Consider the following 16825-nt stretch of genomic DNA (forward strand, 5'->3'; position numbering starts at 1 on the left):
GCTGGGATCCTAGACCGGACGGGGGCCCGCGGCGGGTGGAGAAAAGCGACGGCTGTCCGGGGCGGCGGCTTCCAGGTCGGCGATGCCGCCCGACATGATCGTCCGCACGTGCTCGGTGATGTGCTCCGCGGGCCAGTCCCACCAAGCCACCGCCAGCAGCCGGGCGACGTCCTCCTCGCTGTAGCGGGTGCGGATGAGACGGGCCGGGTTGCCGCCGGCGATCCCGTAGTCGGGCACGTCCGAGGTGACCACCGCGCCGGAACCGATGATCACGCCGTGCCCGATCCGTACGCCTGGCATCACCGTCACGCCGTAGCCGAACCAGACGTCGTTGCCGACGACGGTGTCCCCCCGGTTCGGCAGGCCGGTGAGCAGGTCGAAATGTTCGGACCACGAGCCGCCCATGGTGGGAAAGGGGAAGGTCGAGGGGCCGTCCATGCGGTGGTTGGCGCCGTTCATGATGAACCGCACCCCCGTGCCCAGCGCACAGAACTTACCGATGACCAGTTTCTCCGGCCCGTAGTGGTAGAGCACGTTGCGTGTCTCGAACGCGGTCGGATCGTCCGGGTCGTCGTAGTACGAATACTCCCCCACCTCGATCAACGGGGACTTGACCAGCGGCCGGAGCAGCACCACCCGCGACTGCCCGGGCATGGGATGCACCACGGTCGGGTCGGCGGGAACATGGGGCTTCATGGATCGTTTCCTCTCGGGTTCCTGCCGCTCAGGGCTCCGTTGACGATCTCTCGCCGGTGATCCCGAGGGTTCAAAGGCGCCCTTCCGAAGAGCATTGATGCCGCCACTAATGCGACAACTTCTATATTAAGATGGTGTCATGACACTGCCCGCCGAGCAAACCGGAGACGGAGCGACGACTTCCGCGGTTCCACCCTCGCAGGGCGGCCCACCGGCTCGGCGCCGCCCGGGTGGCCGTACCAGCCGCATCCGTACGCAGGTTCTCGGCGCGGTCCGCGCCGAGCTCGGGGAGCGCGGCTACGACGAGCTCACCCTGGACGGTGTCGCGGCCCGTGCGGGCGTCCACCGCGCAACGGTGTACCGGCGCTGGCGGAATGTCGGCGGCCTGCTCGCCGACGTCTTCGAGGCGACGGGTGACGATGACTGGCAGCCCCAGGACACCGGCTCCCTGCGGGGCGACCTGGCGGCACTGAACCACGAGAGCCAGGCGGCCCTGACCGCGCGGCCCTCGATCGCCGCGGCCCTGATCGCCGCCTCGTTCCGCTCCGAAGAAGCCGCCCGCGGCGTGCGGCGGCTCTGGGAGGACCGATACGCCCGCTGTGAGGTCATCGTGGACCGAGCCGTTCGGCGCGGCGAGCTTCCGCCGCACACCGACGCGCGGCGCCTGCTCGTCGCCGCCACAGCGCCGCTGTACCACCAACTGGTGCTTCTCCGTACGCCACCCGACCCGGACCTTCCCGACCAGACGGCCAGGACCGCCGTCCTCGCCGCATCCGCCGGCGCCTTCGTCAAGTCCCCGCCGGACGGCCAGGTTGTGTGACCGCCCATGAAAGGGCTGCGCCGACGTTCCGCGGTCCAGGCCTTCCGTGGCCGCCGGCCGGGGCGGACCTGACCGTGCGTTCGGACGCGCCGGCCGGGCGCCGTCAGCGGTGGGCCGCCTCACCCATCGCGGCGGCCGGCGGGTTGGAAGAGTTCGATGAGGTTGCCGGCGGGGTCGGTGAGCAGGATCTGGCGTCCGCCGGGGCCGGCGACCACGTCGCCGCGGAAGGCGAGCCCCGCGGTACGAAGCCGGCCGATCTCGGCGTCGAGGTCGCCGACGATGAGATGGATGCGATTACGGCCCCCGCCGGTGGCGTCATCGGGCGTGGCACGGGCGCCGGAACTGGCCGGTCCCGACAGCAACAGCCGCAGCGGGCCGCGGACGACATCGGCGAAGGCGGGCGCGGCGCTGGTGTGCACGGCGAATCCGAGGTGCGTGGTGTAGAAGTCGATGGCCGCTTGGACGTCGTCGACGATGTAACGGACGCCGGCGAGTTGGTCAGGTGGTGTCATGGCTGGACCTCCCGGTGTGGGGTGTGGGCGAGCATGGGCAGCAGGTACCTGATGCGGGTGTCGATCTCGGCGGCGGTACGGTCGAATGCGGGGCCACCGGCCCCGGCGGTGTCGTCGCCGTCGGCGGCCGGGTCGGGGATGCTCCAATGCAGGCGTCGCTGGCGGTCGACGAACTCGGGGCAGACCTCGCGGACCTTGTCGCACAGGCTGATCACGTAGTCGAAGCGGCGGCCGGTCATCGTGTCCAGATGCCGCGGACGCCGGCCTGCGAAGTCGATCCCGTATCGCCGGCGCAGCACACGCACGGCGCCTGGGTGCAGGCGCGGCTTGGGATGGCTGCCTGCGCTGGTCGCCTCGGCGCGGCCGCCGGTGCGGTGACGCAGCAGGGCCTCCGCGATGGGTGAACGGGCGCTGTTGCCGGTGCACACGAACAGCACGGAGGGTGCCGCCGAGTCCTCAGCCGCGAGCACCGGCTGGGCCGGAGCCAGACGCAGCGCGGGATGCAGGCAGGCGCCGGCGGCGGCCAGCGCGTCCGCGCAGCACTCCAGGTCCAGGTGGTAGTAGCTGTCGCGGCCGTCGAAGCTGCTCCGGCGGGCCGCGACCAGCCCGCCCGAACGCAGCAGCCGCAGGTGGTAGGAGACCAGGTTCTGCGGCTGGCCGACCAGTTCCACCAGTTCTCGTACGCGCAGATCGCTGCGCGCCAGTTCGCTCAGCAGCCGCCAGCGCACCTCGTGGGCGGCCAGCCGGACGAACGACGGTGGGACGGTTCGAGCGGACGCCATGATCACGACTATACATCAAACTTGCTCGATGCATCAATCCATATTGATATATACTCCCAGCTTGACGGCGTTCGACGAGTCAGCCCGTCGCCGGTCCTGCACGTCGCTCGTAGCGAACGCGCGCGAGGCGGTGGGCGGTGCCGAGCAGCTCACGGACCGCCGTCTCGGTTCGCGGGCCCGGGTTCACGACGGCGAGCCACCCCTGACCGCCGTAGACCGGGTGCGCGAACACGGTGTCGGCCACGCTCGGGTCGGCGTCACGCGTGGCAGCCTCGCGCGGCTCGTGGCCGGTCCAGCTGATGAAGGCGTCCTTCCCTGCGAAGACGTTCAGGCGGAAGGTGTCCGGCCGGTTCAGACGTGACCGTTCGTCGCCGGGGTAGTCCTTGGTCACGATCGTCGCGAAGGGCTGGGTCGTCTTCGGAACGACGCCATCGGGTGCGTGGTAGAAGAACACGTCGCCCCAACTGACCTCGGGTGAACCGTCGCCGGGTGCCGGTCTGAGGGTCAGGACCCCACCGAGGCCGTCGAGGTACTTGATGATCTCGTCAACGTCCATGTGTTCTAGCATTCCATTGAAGTGCTTATAGAGACTTGTCGCGAAAAAGCCGAGGTAGCAGGGTGAGAAGTCGCAAATACGGAGGAATGAGGACTGCCGACATCGCACGACAGACCGGCTACTCCGTCCAGCAGATACGCAACCTCGAGCAAGACGGCGTACTCCCCCGCGCGGCACGCACCCCGACCGGCTACCGGATCTACGCAGAGCCGCACCTGCACTCCGCGCTCGCCTACCGCGCGCTCGCCGCCGGTACGGGGCCCGTCGAGGCCAAGAAGATCCTGCGCGCCGCCCACGAACACCCGGCCTCGGACGCGCTCGCCCTCCTGGACGCGGCACACGCCCGGCTCCACACCGAACGCCGGGAGCTCGCACTCGCCAAGGAAGCCGCCCAGGCCATCGCCGCGGAGCCCATCACCGGTGTACGCCCCTCGGACTCGATGACCATCACCGAACTCGCCACCGCACTCGGCGTACGCCCGTCGACCTTGCGGCACTGGGACGCGGAAGGTCTCGTCGTTCCCCGCCGGGACTCCGTACGAGAACCACGACGCTACCCACCCGACCAGGTCCGCGACGCCCGCATCGTCCACCAGCTCCGCCTGGCCGGCTACCGCATCACCACGCTCAAAGCCCTGATGCCGCACCTGGGACGCGCTCACCACCGGGACGAGCTGATGACCACCCTGGCCGCCCGGGACGCCGGCATCAACGCCCGATCCAGAGCCCTGCTGGAAGGCGCCGCCGCGCTCAGCGCAGTGATCCCGCCGACGCCGGCCTGAGCCCTCGCTCGGCGAACGGGTACGCCGACGGCTCGACCCATGGGGCATGATCACCCTGGGACTGGGGCTGTGCGGTGTGCTGTGGGCGATGACCGAACTCGCCGCACAGCCACTGGACGCCACGCAGATCGGCTGCCTGATCGGCGGGGCGGCTCTGCTGGCGGTGTTCGTGCTCATCGAACGGCGGCACAAGGAACCGACCCTCGACACTGTTCTTCGTCGTCGACGGAGCGCTCGACGTGCTCGCGGGATCGGAGATCATCACCGCCCGCTCCGGCGACTTCCTGGTCGTCCCGCCGTGTTGTGACCACGCCTTCCGCGCCCACCCCGAAAGCACCGCGGACACCCTGATCGTGATCACTCCCGTCGTCGAGCGGTTCGACTACCTTCGGCAGGTCGCCCGAATCCGCCGCGGCGAAGCCAGCCGCGAGAGCCTGCTCACCGAACAAGATCGTTACGACACCCATCTCGTCACCAGCCCCATCTGGTGAGACAACGGCGGCGCATAGCGTCCCGGCCGGTGGCAGGTACGCGACTACACGTCGCAGGGCAGATCAGGCGAAGCTGCCGCACCACATCGAACCCTGATGACGGGCGGCTCTAGCCCGGCCTCGCCCACCGGGCCTGCTGAGCGCCGGCGCAAACGATCCGTCCTCGATCCGGATGCTGAAGCCGCCGCGTGGCCGGCGAACCCATCGAGAAGATCCGCAAGCACCTGATCACCCCCACCGGGCAAGCGCAAGGGTCACAACCCCTCCCTCGCCAGCGTCTACCGCGCCCTCGCAGAACACGAGAAGGCCCAGCGCCACCCCGACACCGTCGAAGCCGCCCACGCCGAATACGCCATGGCGACTGGACCCCGCTGCTCCAGGCACGGGCCCGCCTGCTGCCCAGAAACCTGCGGGCCACCCGGCTGAGACCGATCCTCAGCGGCCGCCGAAGTCGAACGCCACCGCGTCCCTCACGTTCTGCGCCGCGTCCCCCGGCAACACGAACCCCTTGCCCAGATTGACCGCGTCAGCCCTGGCGACCGCGGCCACGTACCGGCCCTCCACCCGATAGAGCTCCCTCAACCGAGCCTCGTCGAAAGGCACGTACGAGCCGAACAACCGGCAGAAACCCTCACCCGAGTTGTCCCCGGTGTTCACCGCCGTAGGAGCCGCCACCTGCGAAAGCCGGATGCCACCCTGGGCCAGACCCAGCTCGTCGCGAACCTTCGTACCGTCAGCGTTGAACGACAACGAAGGAGCCGACGGCGGCACCTTCCCCCGCTCCACCCACCGCGTCAGATGATCATAAGCGGCGGCGAGCACATGACTCAGCGGCACCCGGCTGTACGGCGGCCGATCACACTCATACGACGGAGCGGCACCGAGATCACGCGTGAGCAACGGACGCCGATACTCCTGCCCCGCCCAACCGGAGTGAGCCGCCCCGGCCACCTCCCACCGCCGGAACCGATCCGTGTCGGCAGGCCGCACCGGCGAACGCACATCCGTCTCCGACAGCACCTGGAACACCGGCTCCGCACCGGCACGCGTCGGCGCGGTCCCCACAATGTTCGCGAACCCATCGAAAACACTCTCGATCTGCGGCAGCACGGCATCGTAATACACCGTCATCCGGCCCGCCGACTGCGAAGCCCCGATCGCCAGCACCGTGTCCACATCCAACCGGCCCAGCACGGCACCCCCGCCATGCACCCGCAAAGCCTTCGCCGCCTGCGAAAAAATGTCGTACGACAACTCGTCCGCGACGAACCGGCCCCCACCGGTGACATCCAGATCGTCGTAACGCGCCGGACTCCACCCACGCAACTGATCCACCCCGACCCGCTGCGCCGAGACACCCACCCACGCATACCCGGCCCGCATGATCTGCTCGGCACTCCACAACGCGTCCAGGTCATACCCGGCCGTCACGTTCTGCCACTCGGCCAGCACGGTCCCGTTGAACCTCGCCTGATGAACGGGCCGGCGCACGATGACCCGCGTCCGGTAAGCCACATCGGTAGCCAGCACCTGACCCGCCGCACTGTAGGCATCGGCGGCACCGGAAAGGTAGAACTCCTGCTCCACATAACCACGCGCGGCCAGATCCACGTTCGTGGACAGCCACGGATACGTGTCCCGCACATCAGGCGCGGACGGATCCCCGGGCACCGACCCCGGCACAGGCCCTTCGACAGCCGGTACGGGAACAGGCGATCGCTCATCAGCGTACACCGGCCCCGCCACGAGCCCCAGGGCCACCATGCCCGCCACCATGACCCGGACCATTCTCACGAATAAGACCATGCCGTCAGATCTCCCCTCAGCGGACCTCACACACACCGGCATGATCCACGACGAAAGGCCACTCCGCATCGGTACAATCACCGGTCCCCTTCCGCGGCCAGCATCTGCCGAAGGCCGATCGCCGGCAGCAGCCCCAGGAAACGGCCGAGTTCGTACTTGTCCACCCGCCAAGGATGCACCGGGCGCACAAGGATGCACCGGGCGCGGCGGACCAGCCAGGTACCGTCAGGGCCTGCCACGGCCTTGCGGCGCGGGTGCACGGTGGAGTCATGACCTATACCGGAATGCTGTCCGACAAGATCGCACTCGTCACCGGAGCCAGCCGCGGCATCGGAAATCGCCGAATCGGCCGCCTGGCTGCTGAGCGATCGCGCATCGTACGTGACAGGCGTGGTGCTGCCGGTCACCGGAGGCGCCGCCGCCTGACCGACGTGGCCTCAGCCCGCCGATGGCCCGAACCCATACCGGCACGGCCGGAGAGATTTCTCCGCGCGCTGTCGAAACCGGCCGCTCCCGTTCGTCGGGTGATAGAGAGGACGACCACCGAGAAAAGAGGAGGGCCTGATGCCCCAGTACGGAGTCCTGGTCTACCTGCCGGCGCCCGGCGACCCGATGAAGATCTCGCCCGAGTACGAAGCGGCGCTCGAACGGTACCCGGCCCAGGTCGAGGAACTGGGAGGTCGCGGTGTCGCCGGCTATGCGCTGCAGCCCAGCAGCACGGCCACCTCCGTGCGCGGTGGCGACATCGTCACCGACGGCCCGTTCACCGAGGCCAAGGAGGTCATCGCCGGGTTCTTCATCCTGGAGGCGCCCGACCTGGACGTCGCCCTGAAGATCGCCAAGCTCAATCCGGTGTACCTGGACGGCGGCGGTGTGGAGATCCGGCCGCTGTTCGCCCCACCGGCGGAGTGAGCGACGACACCAGGGCCGCGGCCGAACACGCCGTGGCCGACGCGCACCGTCGCGAGTGGGCCTTCGTGCTCGCCGCGACGGCACGCGTCGCCGGCGACCTCGACCTCGCCGAGGAGTGCGTCCAGGACGCCTACCTCACCGCGCTGGAGGTCTGGGCCCGCGACGGCGTGCCCCGCAAGCCCGGCGCCTGGCTCACCACCACCGCCAAACGCAAAGCGCTGGACGTCCTGCGCAGGGACCAGGTGTTCCGGGCGAAAATGCCGCTGCTCGCAGAACCGGACGAGGCCGACATGGACGAGCCCTACGACGAGGCGATCCCCGACGACCGCCTGCGGCTGATCTTCACCTGCTGCCACCCCGCGCTCGCCAGGGAGGCCCAGGTGGCGCTGACCCTGCGCCTGGTGTGCGGGGTCGGCACCGCCGACATCGCCAACGCGTTCCTGGTCGCTGAGCCGGCCATGGCCGCACGCGTCACCCGCGCCAAGAAGAAGATCTCCGCGGCGGCGATCCCCTACCGCGTACCTGACGCCGGCGAGCTGCCCGAGCGGCTGGACGCGGTGCTGACCGTCATCCACCTGCTCTACACCACCGGGCACACCGCCTCCATAGGCGCCGATCTGATCCGCGCCGATCTGGTGGAGCGCGCGCTGGCCCTGGCCCACATGCTCACCGCCCTGATGCCCGACGAGGCGGAGGTACGCGGGCTGCTCGCGCTACTCCTGCTCACCGATGCCCGCAGGGCCACCCGTACCGACGCCCAGGGCCGGCTCCTGCTGCTGGAAGAACAGGACCGCTCCGCCTGGGACCTGGCCGCCATCGACGAAGGACGCCGCCTGGTCGAGCGCGCGTTCCGGACCGGCGGGACCGGCCGGTACGCCCTGCAGGCCGGCATCGCCTGCCTGCACGCCACCGCGCCCGACTACGCCGCGACCGACTGGCGCCAGATCCTGTGGCTCTACAACGAACTCCTGAAGGTCTGGCCCTCCCCCGTCGTCGCGCTCAACCGGGCTGTCGCGACCTCGATGGTGCACGGTCCCGAGGCCGCCCTCGATGAGATCGACGCCCTGGCACAAGACGACCGGCTCGCCGCCTACCACTACCTTCCGGCCATCCGCGCCGACCTGCTGCGCCGGCTCGGCCGCCACCGCGAGGCCGCCACCGCCTACCGCGCGGCGCTGGACCTCGCCGGCAACGAGGCAGAGCGGGAGTTCCTCGCCGCCCGCCTCCACGAAGCCGGCGATCCCTGATCCGGCCGCTCGTACATGTGATAAGATCATTTTGTCATGACGCATCATGACACTCCGCAGCCTCGCGTGATCCTCGCCGGTGATCCCGACAGCCCCGCCGCCCAGTTCGTCGCGGCCATGAACTCCGGCGATCCCGACGCCCTCGACCACGCCTACGAGGACGGCGCCGTCCTCGTCCCGGTCCCCGGCCACCCCGTCACCGGCACCGCCCGGCTCGCCGCCAACCAGCACATGCAGAGCTTCGGCCTGCCCATCGAGGCCAGCCCCCGCCACGTGTACGTCGCGGACGACATCGCGCTGCTCATCGTGGACTGGTCGATGCGCGGCACCGCACCCGACGGCACCGCCGTCGACCTGAGCGGGACCGCCACCGACGTCGCCCGCCGCGGCGCCGACGGCCGGTGGCGGTACGTCATCGACAACCCCCACGGAACCGCCTGACGTTGCTGCCGCCCTGCTCTCGTGGGCGGGGCGGCAGACAAATACCCGGCGCGACGCCTTTACTTTGTAGATTCGTTGGTGAGCCGGCCGCGGTCCACCTTGCCGGTCGGGTTGCGGGGCACCGAGGTCACGAACTCGACGTCGCGCGGCACCTTGAACCCGGCCAGCTCCGCCTTGACCGCCCGCTTCAGCTCCTCCGCCGACAGCGCGGCGTCCTCCTCCTGCACGACGTAGGCGGCCAGACGCTGGCCGTACTCCTCGTCCGGCACGCCGAGCACGGCCACGTCGGCGACGCCAGGGTGGCGGGCCAGGAAGTTCTCGACCTCCTGCGGGAAGACGTTCTCGCCACCGGAGACGATCATGTCATCGTCGCGGCCGTCGATGAACAGCAGGCCCCGCGCGTCCCGGTGACCGAGGTCGCCGGTGCTCAGCAGCCCGTTCGCCCCGCCGCCGAAGGTCAGGCCGCCGCCGACCAGCACCCGGCCCACCTCGCCGGTCGGCTGCTCCCCGCCGCCGGGGCCCGCGATGCGCACCGTGGCGCCGCGCGGCGGGCGGCCGACGGTGTCTGGGGCGGCGCGCAGCTCTTCGGGCGTCGCCAGTGCGGCCCAGCCGGCCTCGGTGGAGCCGTAGAGGTTGTAGAGAACGTCGCCGTACGCGTCCATGAAACCGGTGGCCAGGTCCGGCCGCAGCGCCGCGCCGCCGCAGACGACGACGCGCAGGTCCGGCAGCAGCCGGGCCGGCTGCTCCAGCAGCCGCGACAGCATGATCGGCACGGCCACCAGCGCCCCCACCCGGTGGGCGGCGAGCGCGTCGAGCACGGCGTCGGGGTCGAAGCGGCGCATCAGCACGACCGGGCAGCCGAGCAGCAGCGCCGCGCCGTACCAGAGCAGGCCGAGACCGTGGAACAGCGGCGGGGCGATGAGCATCGGCTCGCCGCTGCGCAGTGGGACGGTGGACAGCATCGAGATGAACGGCTCGGCCAGCCCCGCCACCGACAGCCGCCGCGGCGCCCCCTTGGGCGCGCCCGTCGTGCCCGAGGTCAGCAGCACCAGCCGGCCCGGCCGCCGCGGCGGGTCCGGCGGAACGCCTCCGGCGCGTACCAGCTCGTCGAGGTCGCCGGCGCGCGGGCCGGCGAAGTCGACCGGCGGCAGGTCCGGCGCCGCGATCAGCGTGTCCACCTCCTCGCGCTCCAGCAGGTCCCGCAGCCGCGGCCCGGCCAGCCCGGTGTTGAGCGGCAGCAGGTCGGCGCCCAGCCGGGACACCGCCGTGATCGCCTCGACGAAGCCGCGGTCGTTGGGCCACATGACCGCGACCGTCCGGCCCGGCCCCACGCCGAAGCGGCGGCTCAGGCCGGCGGCGAGCGCGGCCGCCCGCGCGTCGAGCTCGGCGAAGGTCAGCGACCCCTTCTCATCCACCACGGCCGCCCGGTCCGGCCAGCGCACCGCGCCGATGGCCACCCCGGCAGCGGGTGTGAGGTGAAAGTGCCGGTACGCCTCCACCACCCGCGCCAGCGCGGCCGGCGGCACCGGCCGCAGCAGCCCGTTACGGGTGAGCGCGGCGACGGCCTCCACCCCGAACCCGCCCCACTCGACCAACCTTCCGATCATGCGCGCACCAGGCCTTTCTCACAGACGAGGTACGCGTACCCGCCTGCGCGGTCCTGGAACCTCGCGCGTCACTTCTCACGGAGGACGAGCGTGTCCCCGCCGGTCTCGCCCGTCACTTCTCACACGGAGGACGAGCATGTCCCCGCCGGTCTCGCCCGTCACTGCTGGCCGGGACGGCGGGCGGGCACCGGCGCGGGACCCGCCGTCCCGTCGGCGAAGCGCGCGGGCCGGAACGGCGTCAGCAACGGCGACTCCTCCCCGAACACCTCCCCCGCCACCTCGCCCATCAGCAGCGGCGCCAGCGTCACCCCGCTGTGCGTGGCCACGGTGTACACCCGCCGGTCCGCGCCGGTGAACCCGGCCACGGTCAGCCCGTCGCCGGGCATGGCGCGCTGCCCCACGACCGCCCGCTCGACGGCGGCGCCCTCGGTGGCGCGCAGCACCCCGGGCAGCAGGCCCATGATCTCGTCGAGCACGTCGCCGGGCACCGGGAGCGCCGGGTCGGCCCGCCCGTCCAGCGGCAGGGACTGCAGCAGCAGCCGCCCGCCCCCGTCGGGACGCAGGTTGAGCCCGGCGGTGGTGAGCACCCGCGACAGCCGCGCCGGCACCGGCGTGGTAGTGACCAGGAAGCCGTTGGTGACCTTCCCGGACACGGCCGGGTCGAGCATCGGGATCGCCACGCCCGCCAAGCCCCCGACCCGCTCGGTCCACCGCCCTGCGCAGGTGACGACCACGTCCGCGGCGAACGTACGGCCGTCGGCCACGGTCACCTTCGCGCCCGACGCCGAGGTGTCGATCGCGGCGACCTCGGCCCCGCACTCCACCGCCGCCCCGCCGTCGCGGGCCTCGCCCAGCAGCCGTCCGAGCAGGCGCAGCGGCTGGACGTACGCCTCGACGGGGAAGAACACGTACTCGGTGCCGGGCGGCGGCGGGAACAGGTCCGGCTCCAGTGCCAGGGCCCGCCCGGCGGTCACCCGCTCGACCGGGTAGCCCATGCCGACCAGCCGCCGTACGCGGGCGTCGAGCAGCTCCTTGTGCTCGTCGGTGACCGCGCATTCGAGGTTTCCCGTGGGGAAGAACCAGTCGCCGGGCAACTGGTGGTGCGCCCAGACCGCGGCCTGGTTGAGGTCGAAGTACTCCTTGGGGGTCTTGTTGTTGGCGTTGACCCACGCGACCGAGGTGGAGCTCGTACCGGCTCCTGGGGTACGCGCCTCCAGAACGGTGACCCGGGCCCCGCGCCGGACCAGTCCGGCCGCGACCGCGGACCCCACCACCCCAGCGCCGATGACGACGACTCGCACACTCGCTCCTCTCTTCACTGCTTGTCGGTGTCGGCGCCGAACAGCCTGGCCACGCCGACGAAACGTTCGATGACGACGACCGCGACGCCGGCGAACAGCACCATCAGGGTGCCGATCGCGGTGACCGTGGGGTCGTAGTCGTACTGCATGTAGTTGAAGATGCGTACGGGCAGCGTCTGCAGGTCGGTCGTGACCACGAACAGCGCCACCGTCAGATCGTCGAAAGAGGTGATGAAGGCGAAGAACGCGCCCCCCACCAGCGCCCCCCGCACAGCGGGCAGCGTCACGTGCCAGAACACCAGGAACGGCGAGGCGCCCAGCCCGGCCGCCGCCTTCTCCGCCGACCGGTCGAGACCGGCCAGCCCGGCGAGCACGAGCCGGACCGCGTACGGCACGGTCAGCACGAGGTGGGCCAGCAGCAACGTGAACGGGCTCGACGCCAGCCCCATCTGCGCGAACCACTGCAGCAGCCCGATGCCCAGCACGATCGTGGGCACCGCGAACGCGCTGGACAGCACGGCCTCAAGCGCGGCCCAGCCGGGGAAACGGTAGCGGTGGATGGCCAGCCCGCCGGCCAGCCCCACCACCGCGGAGACGGCCGCCGCCGCCACCGCCACACCGACGCTGAGCACGAACGACGACAGGAACTCCGGCTTCTGGAACACCTCCGCGTACCAGCGCAGCGTGATCCCCTGCGGCGGGAACGTCACGTACGACGTCGTGGTGAGCGAGGACGCCACCGTGACCGCGACCGGCGCGATCAGGAACACCCCGACGAGCACCGCGAACGCGGTCCCGAGCACACGCGTCATCCGGGTCATCCGAACGCCACCTCCCCGCCGCCCCGGCGCAGCAGCCGGGCGTAGCCGAGCAGCAGCCCGGTCGTCACGACCACCAGGACGAACCCGATCGCGGCCGCGTACGGCCAGTCGAGCGTGGTGGTCGCCTGCGTGTAGACGAAGTACGGCATGAGCTTCACCTTCGGTCCGCCGAGAATCGCCGGGGTGACGAAGCTGGACGCGGTCAGGCTGAACACGATCATGGCGCCGGCCAGCATGCCGGGCGCCGACAGCGGCAGCGTGATCCGCCAGAAGCAGGTCCAGCCAGGCGCGCCGAGCCCCTTCGCGGCCGGCACCAGCGTCGGGTCGATCCGGTCCAGGCTGCCCATCAGCGGCAGCACCATGTACGCCAGCATCACGTGCACCATGCCGATGAGCACGGCCGTGTCGTTGTACAGCAGCTGCGGCGGGGTCACGCCGAGCCACGTGAACACGGCCGCGACCGGCCCGTTCGGCCCGAGGACGACCAGCCACCCGTACGCGCGGATGACCATGCTGATCAGCAGCGGCGACAGCAGCAGCAACGCCAGCCAGTTGCGCGCACGTGGTGAGCGGCCGCGCATGTAGAGCGCGAACGGGTAGCCGACGAGCAGGCAGCCGATCGTGGTCAGGGCGGCGACCTTGAGCGTGTTCCACAGCACGCTCCGGTAGAACGGGTCGCCGAGGAAGCGCTCGTAGTTGCCGAGCGTGAACGCGCCCGTCTGGGTCCTGAAGCTGTTGGCCACCAGCGTGAACAGCGGCGCCACGAACAGCAGCGCGAAGATCGCGATGGCCGGCAGCGCCAGGAGCAGCCCCGTACGCCAGCGGCGGCGGTTCAGCGGGCCGCGAGCGACGCGTCCGACGGCCGCCATGCGCAGGTCACCTCCTCCCCCTCCGCGGGCACCCGCGCGTCGAACGGCAGCGCCGCCGTCACGTCGCCCGCCGGGGTGGCGACGACGCAGCGGATGCGCGAGCCGAGGAAGCGCGTCTCCCGCACGGTTCCGCCGAGACCGCCGGGCCCACCACTGGCCGCTTCGATCCGCACCACCTCGGGCCGTACGTAGAGCCGCACGTCCGTACCCTCGGCCGGCGGGTCGCCCGCCGGGGTGGCGGCCACGGTGGCGCCCGCCACCCGGCAGGCGTAGCCGTCCGCGGCGGGTCCCGCGGCCGTGCCGTCGAGGGTGTTCACCTCGCCGATGAACTGGGCCACGAAGTCCGTGGCCGGGCGCAGGTAGATCTCCCGTGGCCGGTCGAGCTGGTGGATGACGCCGTCGGCCATGACCGCGATCCGGTCGGAGACGGCCAGCGCCTCCTCCTGGTCGTGGGTGACGAGGATGGTGGTGGTGCCGATGCGCCGCTGCAGGGCGACGACCTCCTCGCGCAGCCGTACCCGCAGCTGGGCGTCGAGGTTGGAGAACGGCTCGTCGAGCAGCAGCAGGTCGGGCTGGATGACCAGGGCCCTGGCCAGCGCGGCGCGCTGCTGCTGGCCGCCCGACAGCTGGCGCGGGTGCCGGCCCGCCATGCCCGCCAGGCCCACCATCTCCAGCACCTCGTCCACCTGCCTCCTGCGCTCCGCCGCCGCGACCTTGCGCATGCGCAGACCGAACGCGACGTTCTCGGCGACCGTCATGTGCGGGAACAGCGCGTACGACTGGAAGACCATGCCCATCGAGCGGCGGTGCGGCGGGACGCCGGTGACGTCCCTGCCATCCACCTCGATCAGGCCGCCGTCGGCGGTGAGGTGACCCGCGACCATGTTGAGCGTGGTCGTCTTACCGCAGCCCGAGGGGCCGAGCAGGGTGAGGAACTCCCCCGGCTCGGTCTCCAGGTCCACGGCGGAGACGACCTCCTTGCCGCCCAGCACCTTGCGCACGCCGTCCAGGCGCAGCCGCCCACGCCGCGCGGGTGCGTCCGTGGTGCCGCCCGTGCCCATCCGCACCCCTCCTTGCTCCGCGGTTCGGGTACTCATCACCGCTCGACCTCCTTCGTCCACCGGTCGGTCCACGCGGCCCGCGCGGCGTTGACCGTGGTCCAGTCCAGCGGCGTCATCCCGGCCGCCTGCTCGGGGCCGACCACCCGCCCGGCCAGCGCCGGGTCGAGCTCGGCGTCGGAGACGGTCGGCCCGTCGTAGCCCTCGGCGGCGAGCTTCTCCTGGATGCCCGGCTCCAGCAGGGCGTTGACGAACTTCTGCGCCAGGTCAGGGTGCGGCGCCTTGTTCACCACGTTCGCGGTGGCCAGCAGCGGGATGGCGCCCTCCTCCGGGTAGACGAACCTGATCGGGAAGTCCTTGTCGGCCAGCGTCTCCACGCGTGAGCCGCCCCAGACCGAGGCCACCGCCTGCCCCTGCAGGAAGTAGTTGGACACGTCGGCCGTGGTGTCGAAGGTGAAGGCGTTGGCCGCCACCTTCCCGATCCCCTCGAAGCCGGGGTCGACGGCCTTCTCCGAGCCGCCGCCCGCGCGGGCCGCGAGCATGAGGGCGCCCACGCCGTACGTGTTGCTGATCGACGGCAGCACGACCTTGCCCTTGAGCTTCGGGTCGGCCAGGTCGGACAACCGCTTCGGGGCGGGCAGGCCGTTCTTCTCGTACCACTCGCTGTTGTAGGCCAGCCCGGTCGCGGTCAGCGCGAAGCCGACGCCGACGTCGCCGGGCAACCTGGCCACCTTCTCCACCTTGCCTAGGCGGGTGACGACCTTCGGGTCGAGCGCGGCCAGCAGGCCCGCCGTCGCGGCCTGGGCCTGCGGGCCGTCGTCGATGAGCGCCACGTCGATCTGCGGCGCGGCCTGCTGCGAATCGCCTGCGGAGCAGGTCAGGTGACGGGGACTCGCCGCCAGGGCGAATCCCCGGACATGCGGCCGACCAGGTGGTACAGTCGTGATGCCCGGCTGGCGATGACCACGCTGGCAGGGCCTACCGCCGGGCTGGTGGGAAGTCAGGTCTGTGGAGCTTGTGTAAGACCGATGGTTGGCACACCAACCCTCGCCGTTGATTCGGGTCGGCAACGGGTTGTGAAGCAGAAAGCTCAATCCGCGAGGGTTGAATCCCTCTGCTTCAGCTGAGGGAGAGGTCAAGAGGTCTCGATCTCCTTGTTCCACCGCTCCGTCCACGCCGAGCGGTTCTTGTTGATCACGTTCCAGTCGAGCTTGCGCAGCTCGGCGGCGCGTTCCTGGCTGACGACCCGCCGCGCGAGCGCGGGGTCGAGCGTGACGCCCTCGACGACGGGCCCGTTGAAGTTGGACTTGGCCATCGTCACCTGCGTCGACGGCTCCAGCAGCGCGTTGACGAACTTCTGCGCCAGGTCGGGGTGCGGCGCCTTGTTCACCACGTTGACGGTGGCGATCAGCGGCAGCGCGCCCTCCTCCGGGTAGACGAACTCGATCGGGTAGTCCTTGTCGGCCAGCACCTGCACCCGCGAGTTGCCCCAGATGCTGGCGACCGCCTGGCCCTGCAGGAAGTAGTTCGACACGTCCGCGGTGGTGTCGAAGGTCACGGCGTTGGCCGCCACCTTCTTCACGCCCTCGAAGCCGGGGTCGATGTTCTGCTCCGAGCCGCCGCCGACCTTGGCGGCGATCACCAGGGCGCCCAGGCCGTACGTCTGGGTGATCGACGGCATGACGAGCTTGCCCTTGAGCTTCGGATCGGCCAGGTCGGCCAGCCGTCTGGGTGCGGGCAGGCCGTTCTTCTCGTAGTAGTCGGTGTTGTAGGCGATGCCGGTGGCGTTCAGCGAGAAGCCCACGCCGACGTCGCCGGGGAGGCGGGCGAGGTCGATCACCTGGGGCAGGTGGGTGACCGTCTTCGGGTCGAGCGCGGTCAGCAGGCCGGCCTCGACCGCCTGGTTCTGCACGCCGTCGTCGATGAGGGCGACGTCGATCTGCGGGGCGGCCTGCTGCGCCTTGAGCTTGGCGACGGTGTCGGTGGAGCTGCCCGCGATGTAGGTGACCTTGCAGGCGCAGGACTTCTCGAACTCGGGGATGACGGTCTGCTTGAACGCCTCCTCGTACGAGCCGCCGTACCCGGCGACGACGAGCGTGTCCGGGGAGGCGGAGGGGGTGGGCG

Annotated in this window: 19 protein-coding genes; 7 read left to right on the forward strand and 12 right to left on the reverse strand. The window is 70.9% G+C overall.

Features of this window, described 5'->3' with window-relative positions; genetic code table 11:
• Positions 1 to 9: 9 nt before the first annotated feature.
• Positions 10 to 696, reverse strand: coding sequence for a CatB-related O-acetyltransferase (locus ITP53_RS27790; protein WP_195898403.1), 687 nt, complete (start codon positions 694 to 696; stop codon positions 10 to 12).
• 139 nt (positions 697 to 835) lie between these two features.
• Here ITP53_RS27790 and ITP53_RS27795 point away from each other — a divergent pair, with 139 nt between their 5' ends.
• Positions 836 to 1516 carry a TetR/AcrR family transcriptional regulator gene (locus tag ITP53_RS27795; protein ID WP_207756501.1) on the forward strand — a complete coding sequence of 227 codons (681 nt, stop codon included), beginning with the start codon at positions 836 to 838 and terminating at the stop codon, positions 1514 to 1516.
• Positions 1517 to 1635: 119 nt separating this feature from the next.
• Here the strand turns inward: ITP53_RS27795 and ITP53_RS27800 are convergent, their stop codons facing one another.
• The 3 genes from ITP53_RS27800 to ITP53_RS27810 all read right to left on the reverse strand — a co-directional run bounded on the left by ITP53_RS27800 (position 1636) and on the right by ITP53_RS27810 (position 3366).
• The gene (locus ITP53_RS27800; RefSeq protein WP_195898404.1) at positions 1636 to 2028 is read right to left on the reverse strand and encodes a VOC family protein; all 393 of its coding nucleotides are present in this window, start codon (positions 2026 to 2028) and stop codon (positions 1636 to 1638) included.
• Complete coding sequence (locus tag ITP53_RS27805) at positions 2025 to 2810, reverse strand: arsenate reductase/protein-tyrosine-phosphatase family protein (RefSeq protein WP_195898405.1); 786 nt, start codon at positions 2808 to 2810, stop codon at positions 2025 to 2027. The genes ITP53_RS27800 and ITP53_RS27805 overlap by 4 nt, the downstream gene beginning before the upstream one ends.
• A gap of 79 nt (positions 2811 to 2889) precedes the next feature.
• Positions 2890 to 3366 (reverse strand): DUF6194 family protein, encoded by a 477-nt coding sequence (locus tag ITP53_RS27810; RefSeq protein ID WP_195898406.1) that lies wholly within the window; start codon positions 3364 to 3366, stop codon positions 2890 to 2892.
• An 86-nt stretch (positions 3367 to 3452) separates the two neighbouring features.
• On the opposite strand from ITP53_RS27810, the gene ITP53_RS27815 reads away from it, so the two are divergent.
• Both ITP53_RS27815 and ITP53_RS27820 read left to right on the forward strand, forming a co-directional pair.
• Positions 3453 to 4148, forward strand: a complete 696-nt coding sequence (locus ITP53_RS27815; RefSeq protein WP_195898407.1) for a MerR family transcriptional regulator — start codon at positions 3453 to 3455, stop codon at positions 4146 to 4148.
• A gap of 239 nt (positions 4149 to 4387) precedes the next feature.
• Positions 4388 to 4639, forward strand: a complete 252-nt coding sequence (locus ITP53_RS27820; protein ID WP_195898408.1) for a cupin domain-containing protein — start codon at positions 4388 to 4390, stop codon at positions 4637 to 4639.
• A gap of 435 nt (positions 4640 to 5074) precedes the next feature.
• Here the strand turns inward: ITP53_RS27820 and ITP53_RS27825 are convergent, their stop codons facing one another.
• Positions 5075 to 6415, reverse strand: coding sequence for an alpha/beta hydrolase domain-containing protein (locus ITP53_RS27825; RefSeq protein ID WP_236051234.1), 1341 nt, complete (start codon positions 6413 to 6415; stop codon positions 5075 to 5077).
• Positions 6416 to 6805: 390 nt separating this feature from the next.
• Here ITP53_RS27825 and ITP53_RS27830 point away from each other — a divergent pair, with 390 nt between their 5' ends.
• From ITP53_RS27830 to ITP53_RS27845, 4 genes are all read left to right on the forward strand, one after another.
• Positions 6806 to 6871: a hypothetical protein gene (locus ITP53_RS27830; RefSeq protein WP_236051239.1), complete on the forward strand. Its 66-nt coding sequence runs from the start codon at positions 6806 to 6808 to the stop codon at positions 6869 to 6871.
• A gap of 138 nt (positions 6872 to 7009) precedes the next feature.
• Positions 7010 to 7357 carry a YciI family protein gene (locus tag ITP53_RS27835; protein WP_195898409.1) on the forward strand — a complete coding sequence of 116 codons (348 nt, stop codon included), beginning with the start codon at positions 7010 to 7012 and terminating at the stop codon, positions 7355 to 7357.
• On the forward strand, positions 7354 to 8604 hold the full coding sequence (locus ITP53_RS27840; RefSeq protein WP_328815961.1) for an RNA polymerase sigma factor: 1251 nt from the start codon (positions 7354 to 7356) through the stop codon (positions 8602 to 8604). The genes ITP53_RS27835 and ITP53_RS27840 overlap by 4 nt, the downstream gene beginning before the upstream one ends.
• A gap of 36 nt (positions 8605 to 8640) precedes the next feature.
• Positions 8641 to 9045, forward strand: a complete 405-nt coding sequence (locus tag ITP53_RS27845; protein ID WP_195898410.1) for a YybH family protein — start codon at positions 8641 to 8643, stop codon at positions 9043 to 9045.
• A 59-nt stretch (positions 9046 to 9104) separates the two neighbouring features.
• Here the strand turns inward: ITP53_RS27845 and ITP53_RS27850 are convergent, their stop codons facing one another.
• The 7 genes from ITP53_RS27850 to ITP53_RS27880 form a co-directional block, all read right to left on the reverse strand.
• A complete protein-coding gene (locus ITP53_RS27850; protein ID WP_195898411.1) occupies positions 9105 to 10652 on the reverse strand; it encodes an AMP-binding protein in 1548 nt (515 codons plus the stop codon).
• A 158-nt stretch (positions 10653 to 10810) separates the two neighbouring features.
• Positions 10811 to 11953: an NAD(P)/FAD-dependent oxidoreductase gene (locus ITP53_RS27855; RefSeq protein WP_195898412.1), complete on the reverse strand. Its 1143-nt coding sequence runs from the start codon at positions 11951 to 11953 to the stop codon at positions 10811 to 10813.
• Positions 11954 to 11967: 14 nt separating this feature from the next.
• Entirely contained in the window at positions 11968 to 12765 is a 798-nt protein-coding gene (locus ITP53_RS27860; RefSeq protein ID WP_207756502.1) for an ABC transporter permease, read from the reverse strand.
• Positions 12766 to 12770: 5 nt separating this feature from the next.
• On the reverse strand, positions 12771 to 13643 hold the full coding sequence (locus ITP53_RS27865; RefSeq protein ID WP_195898414.1) for an ABC transporter permease: 873 nt from the start codon (positions 13641 to 13643) through the stop codon (positions 12771 to 12773).
• Positions 13607 to 14740 carry an ABC transporter ATP-binding protein gene (locus tag ITP53_RS27870; protein ID WP_195898415.1) on the reverse strand — a complete coding sequence of 378 codons (1134 nt, stop codon included), beginning with the start codon at positions 14738 to 14740 and terminating at the stop codon, positions 13607 to 13609. The genes ITP53_RS27865 and ITP53_RS27870 overlap by 37 nt, the downstream gene beginning before the upstream one ends.
• A complete protein-coding gene (locus tag ITP53_RS27875) occupies positions 14740 to 15876 on the reverse strand; it encodes an extracellular solute-binding protein (protein ID WP_328815965.1) in 1137 nt (378 codons plus the stop codon). Before ITP53_RS27875 ends, ITP53_RS27870 begins: the two co-directional genes overlap by 1 nt.
• The coding region (locus ITP53_RS27880) for an ABC transporter substrate-binding protein (RefSeq protein WP_195898417.1) at positions 15837 to 16825 on the reverse strand (989 nt) is incomplete at its 5' end. The genes ITP53_RS27875 and ITP53_RS27880, both read right to left, overlap by 40 nt.

The sequence above is a fragment of the Nonomuraea cypriaca genome, from assembly GCF_015645445.1.
GTDB lineage: Bacteria > Actinomycetota > Actinomycetes > Streptosporangiales > Streptosporangiaceae > Nonomuraea > Nonomuraea cypriaca.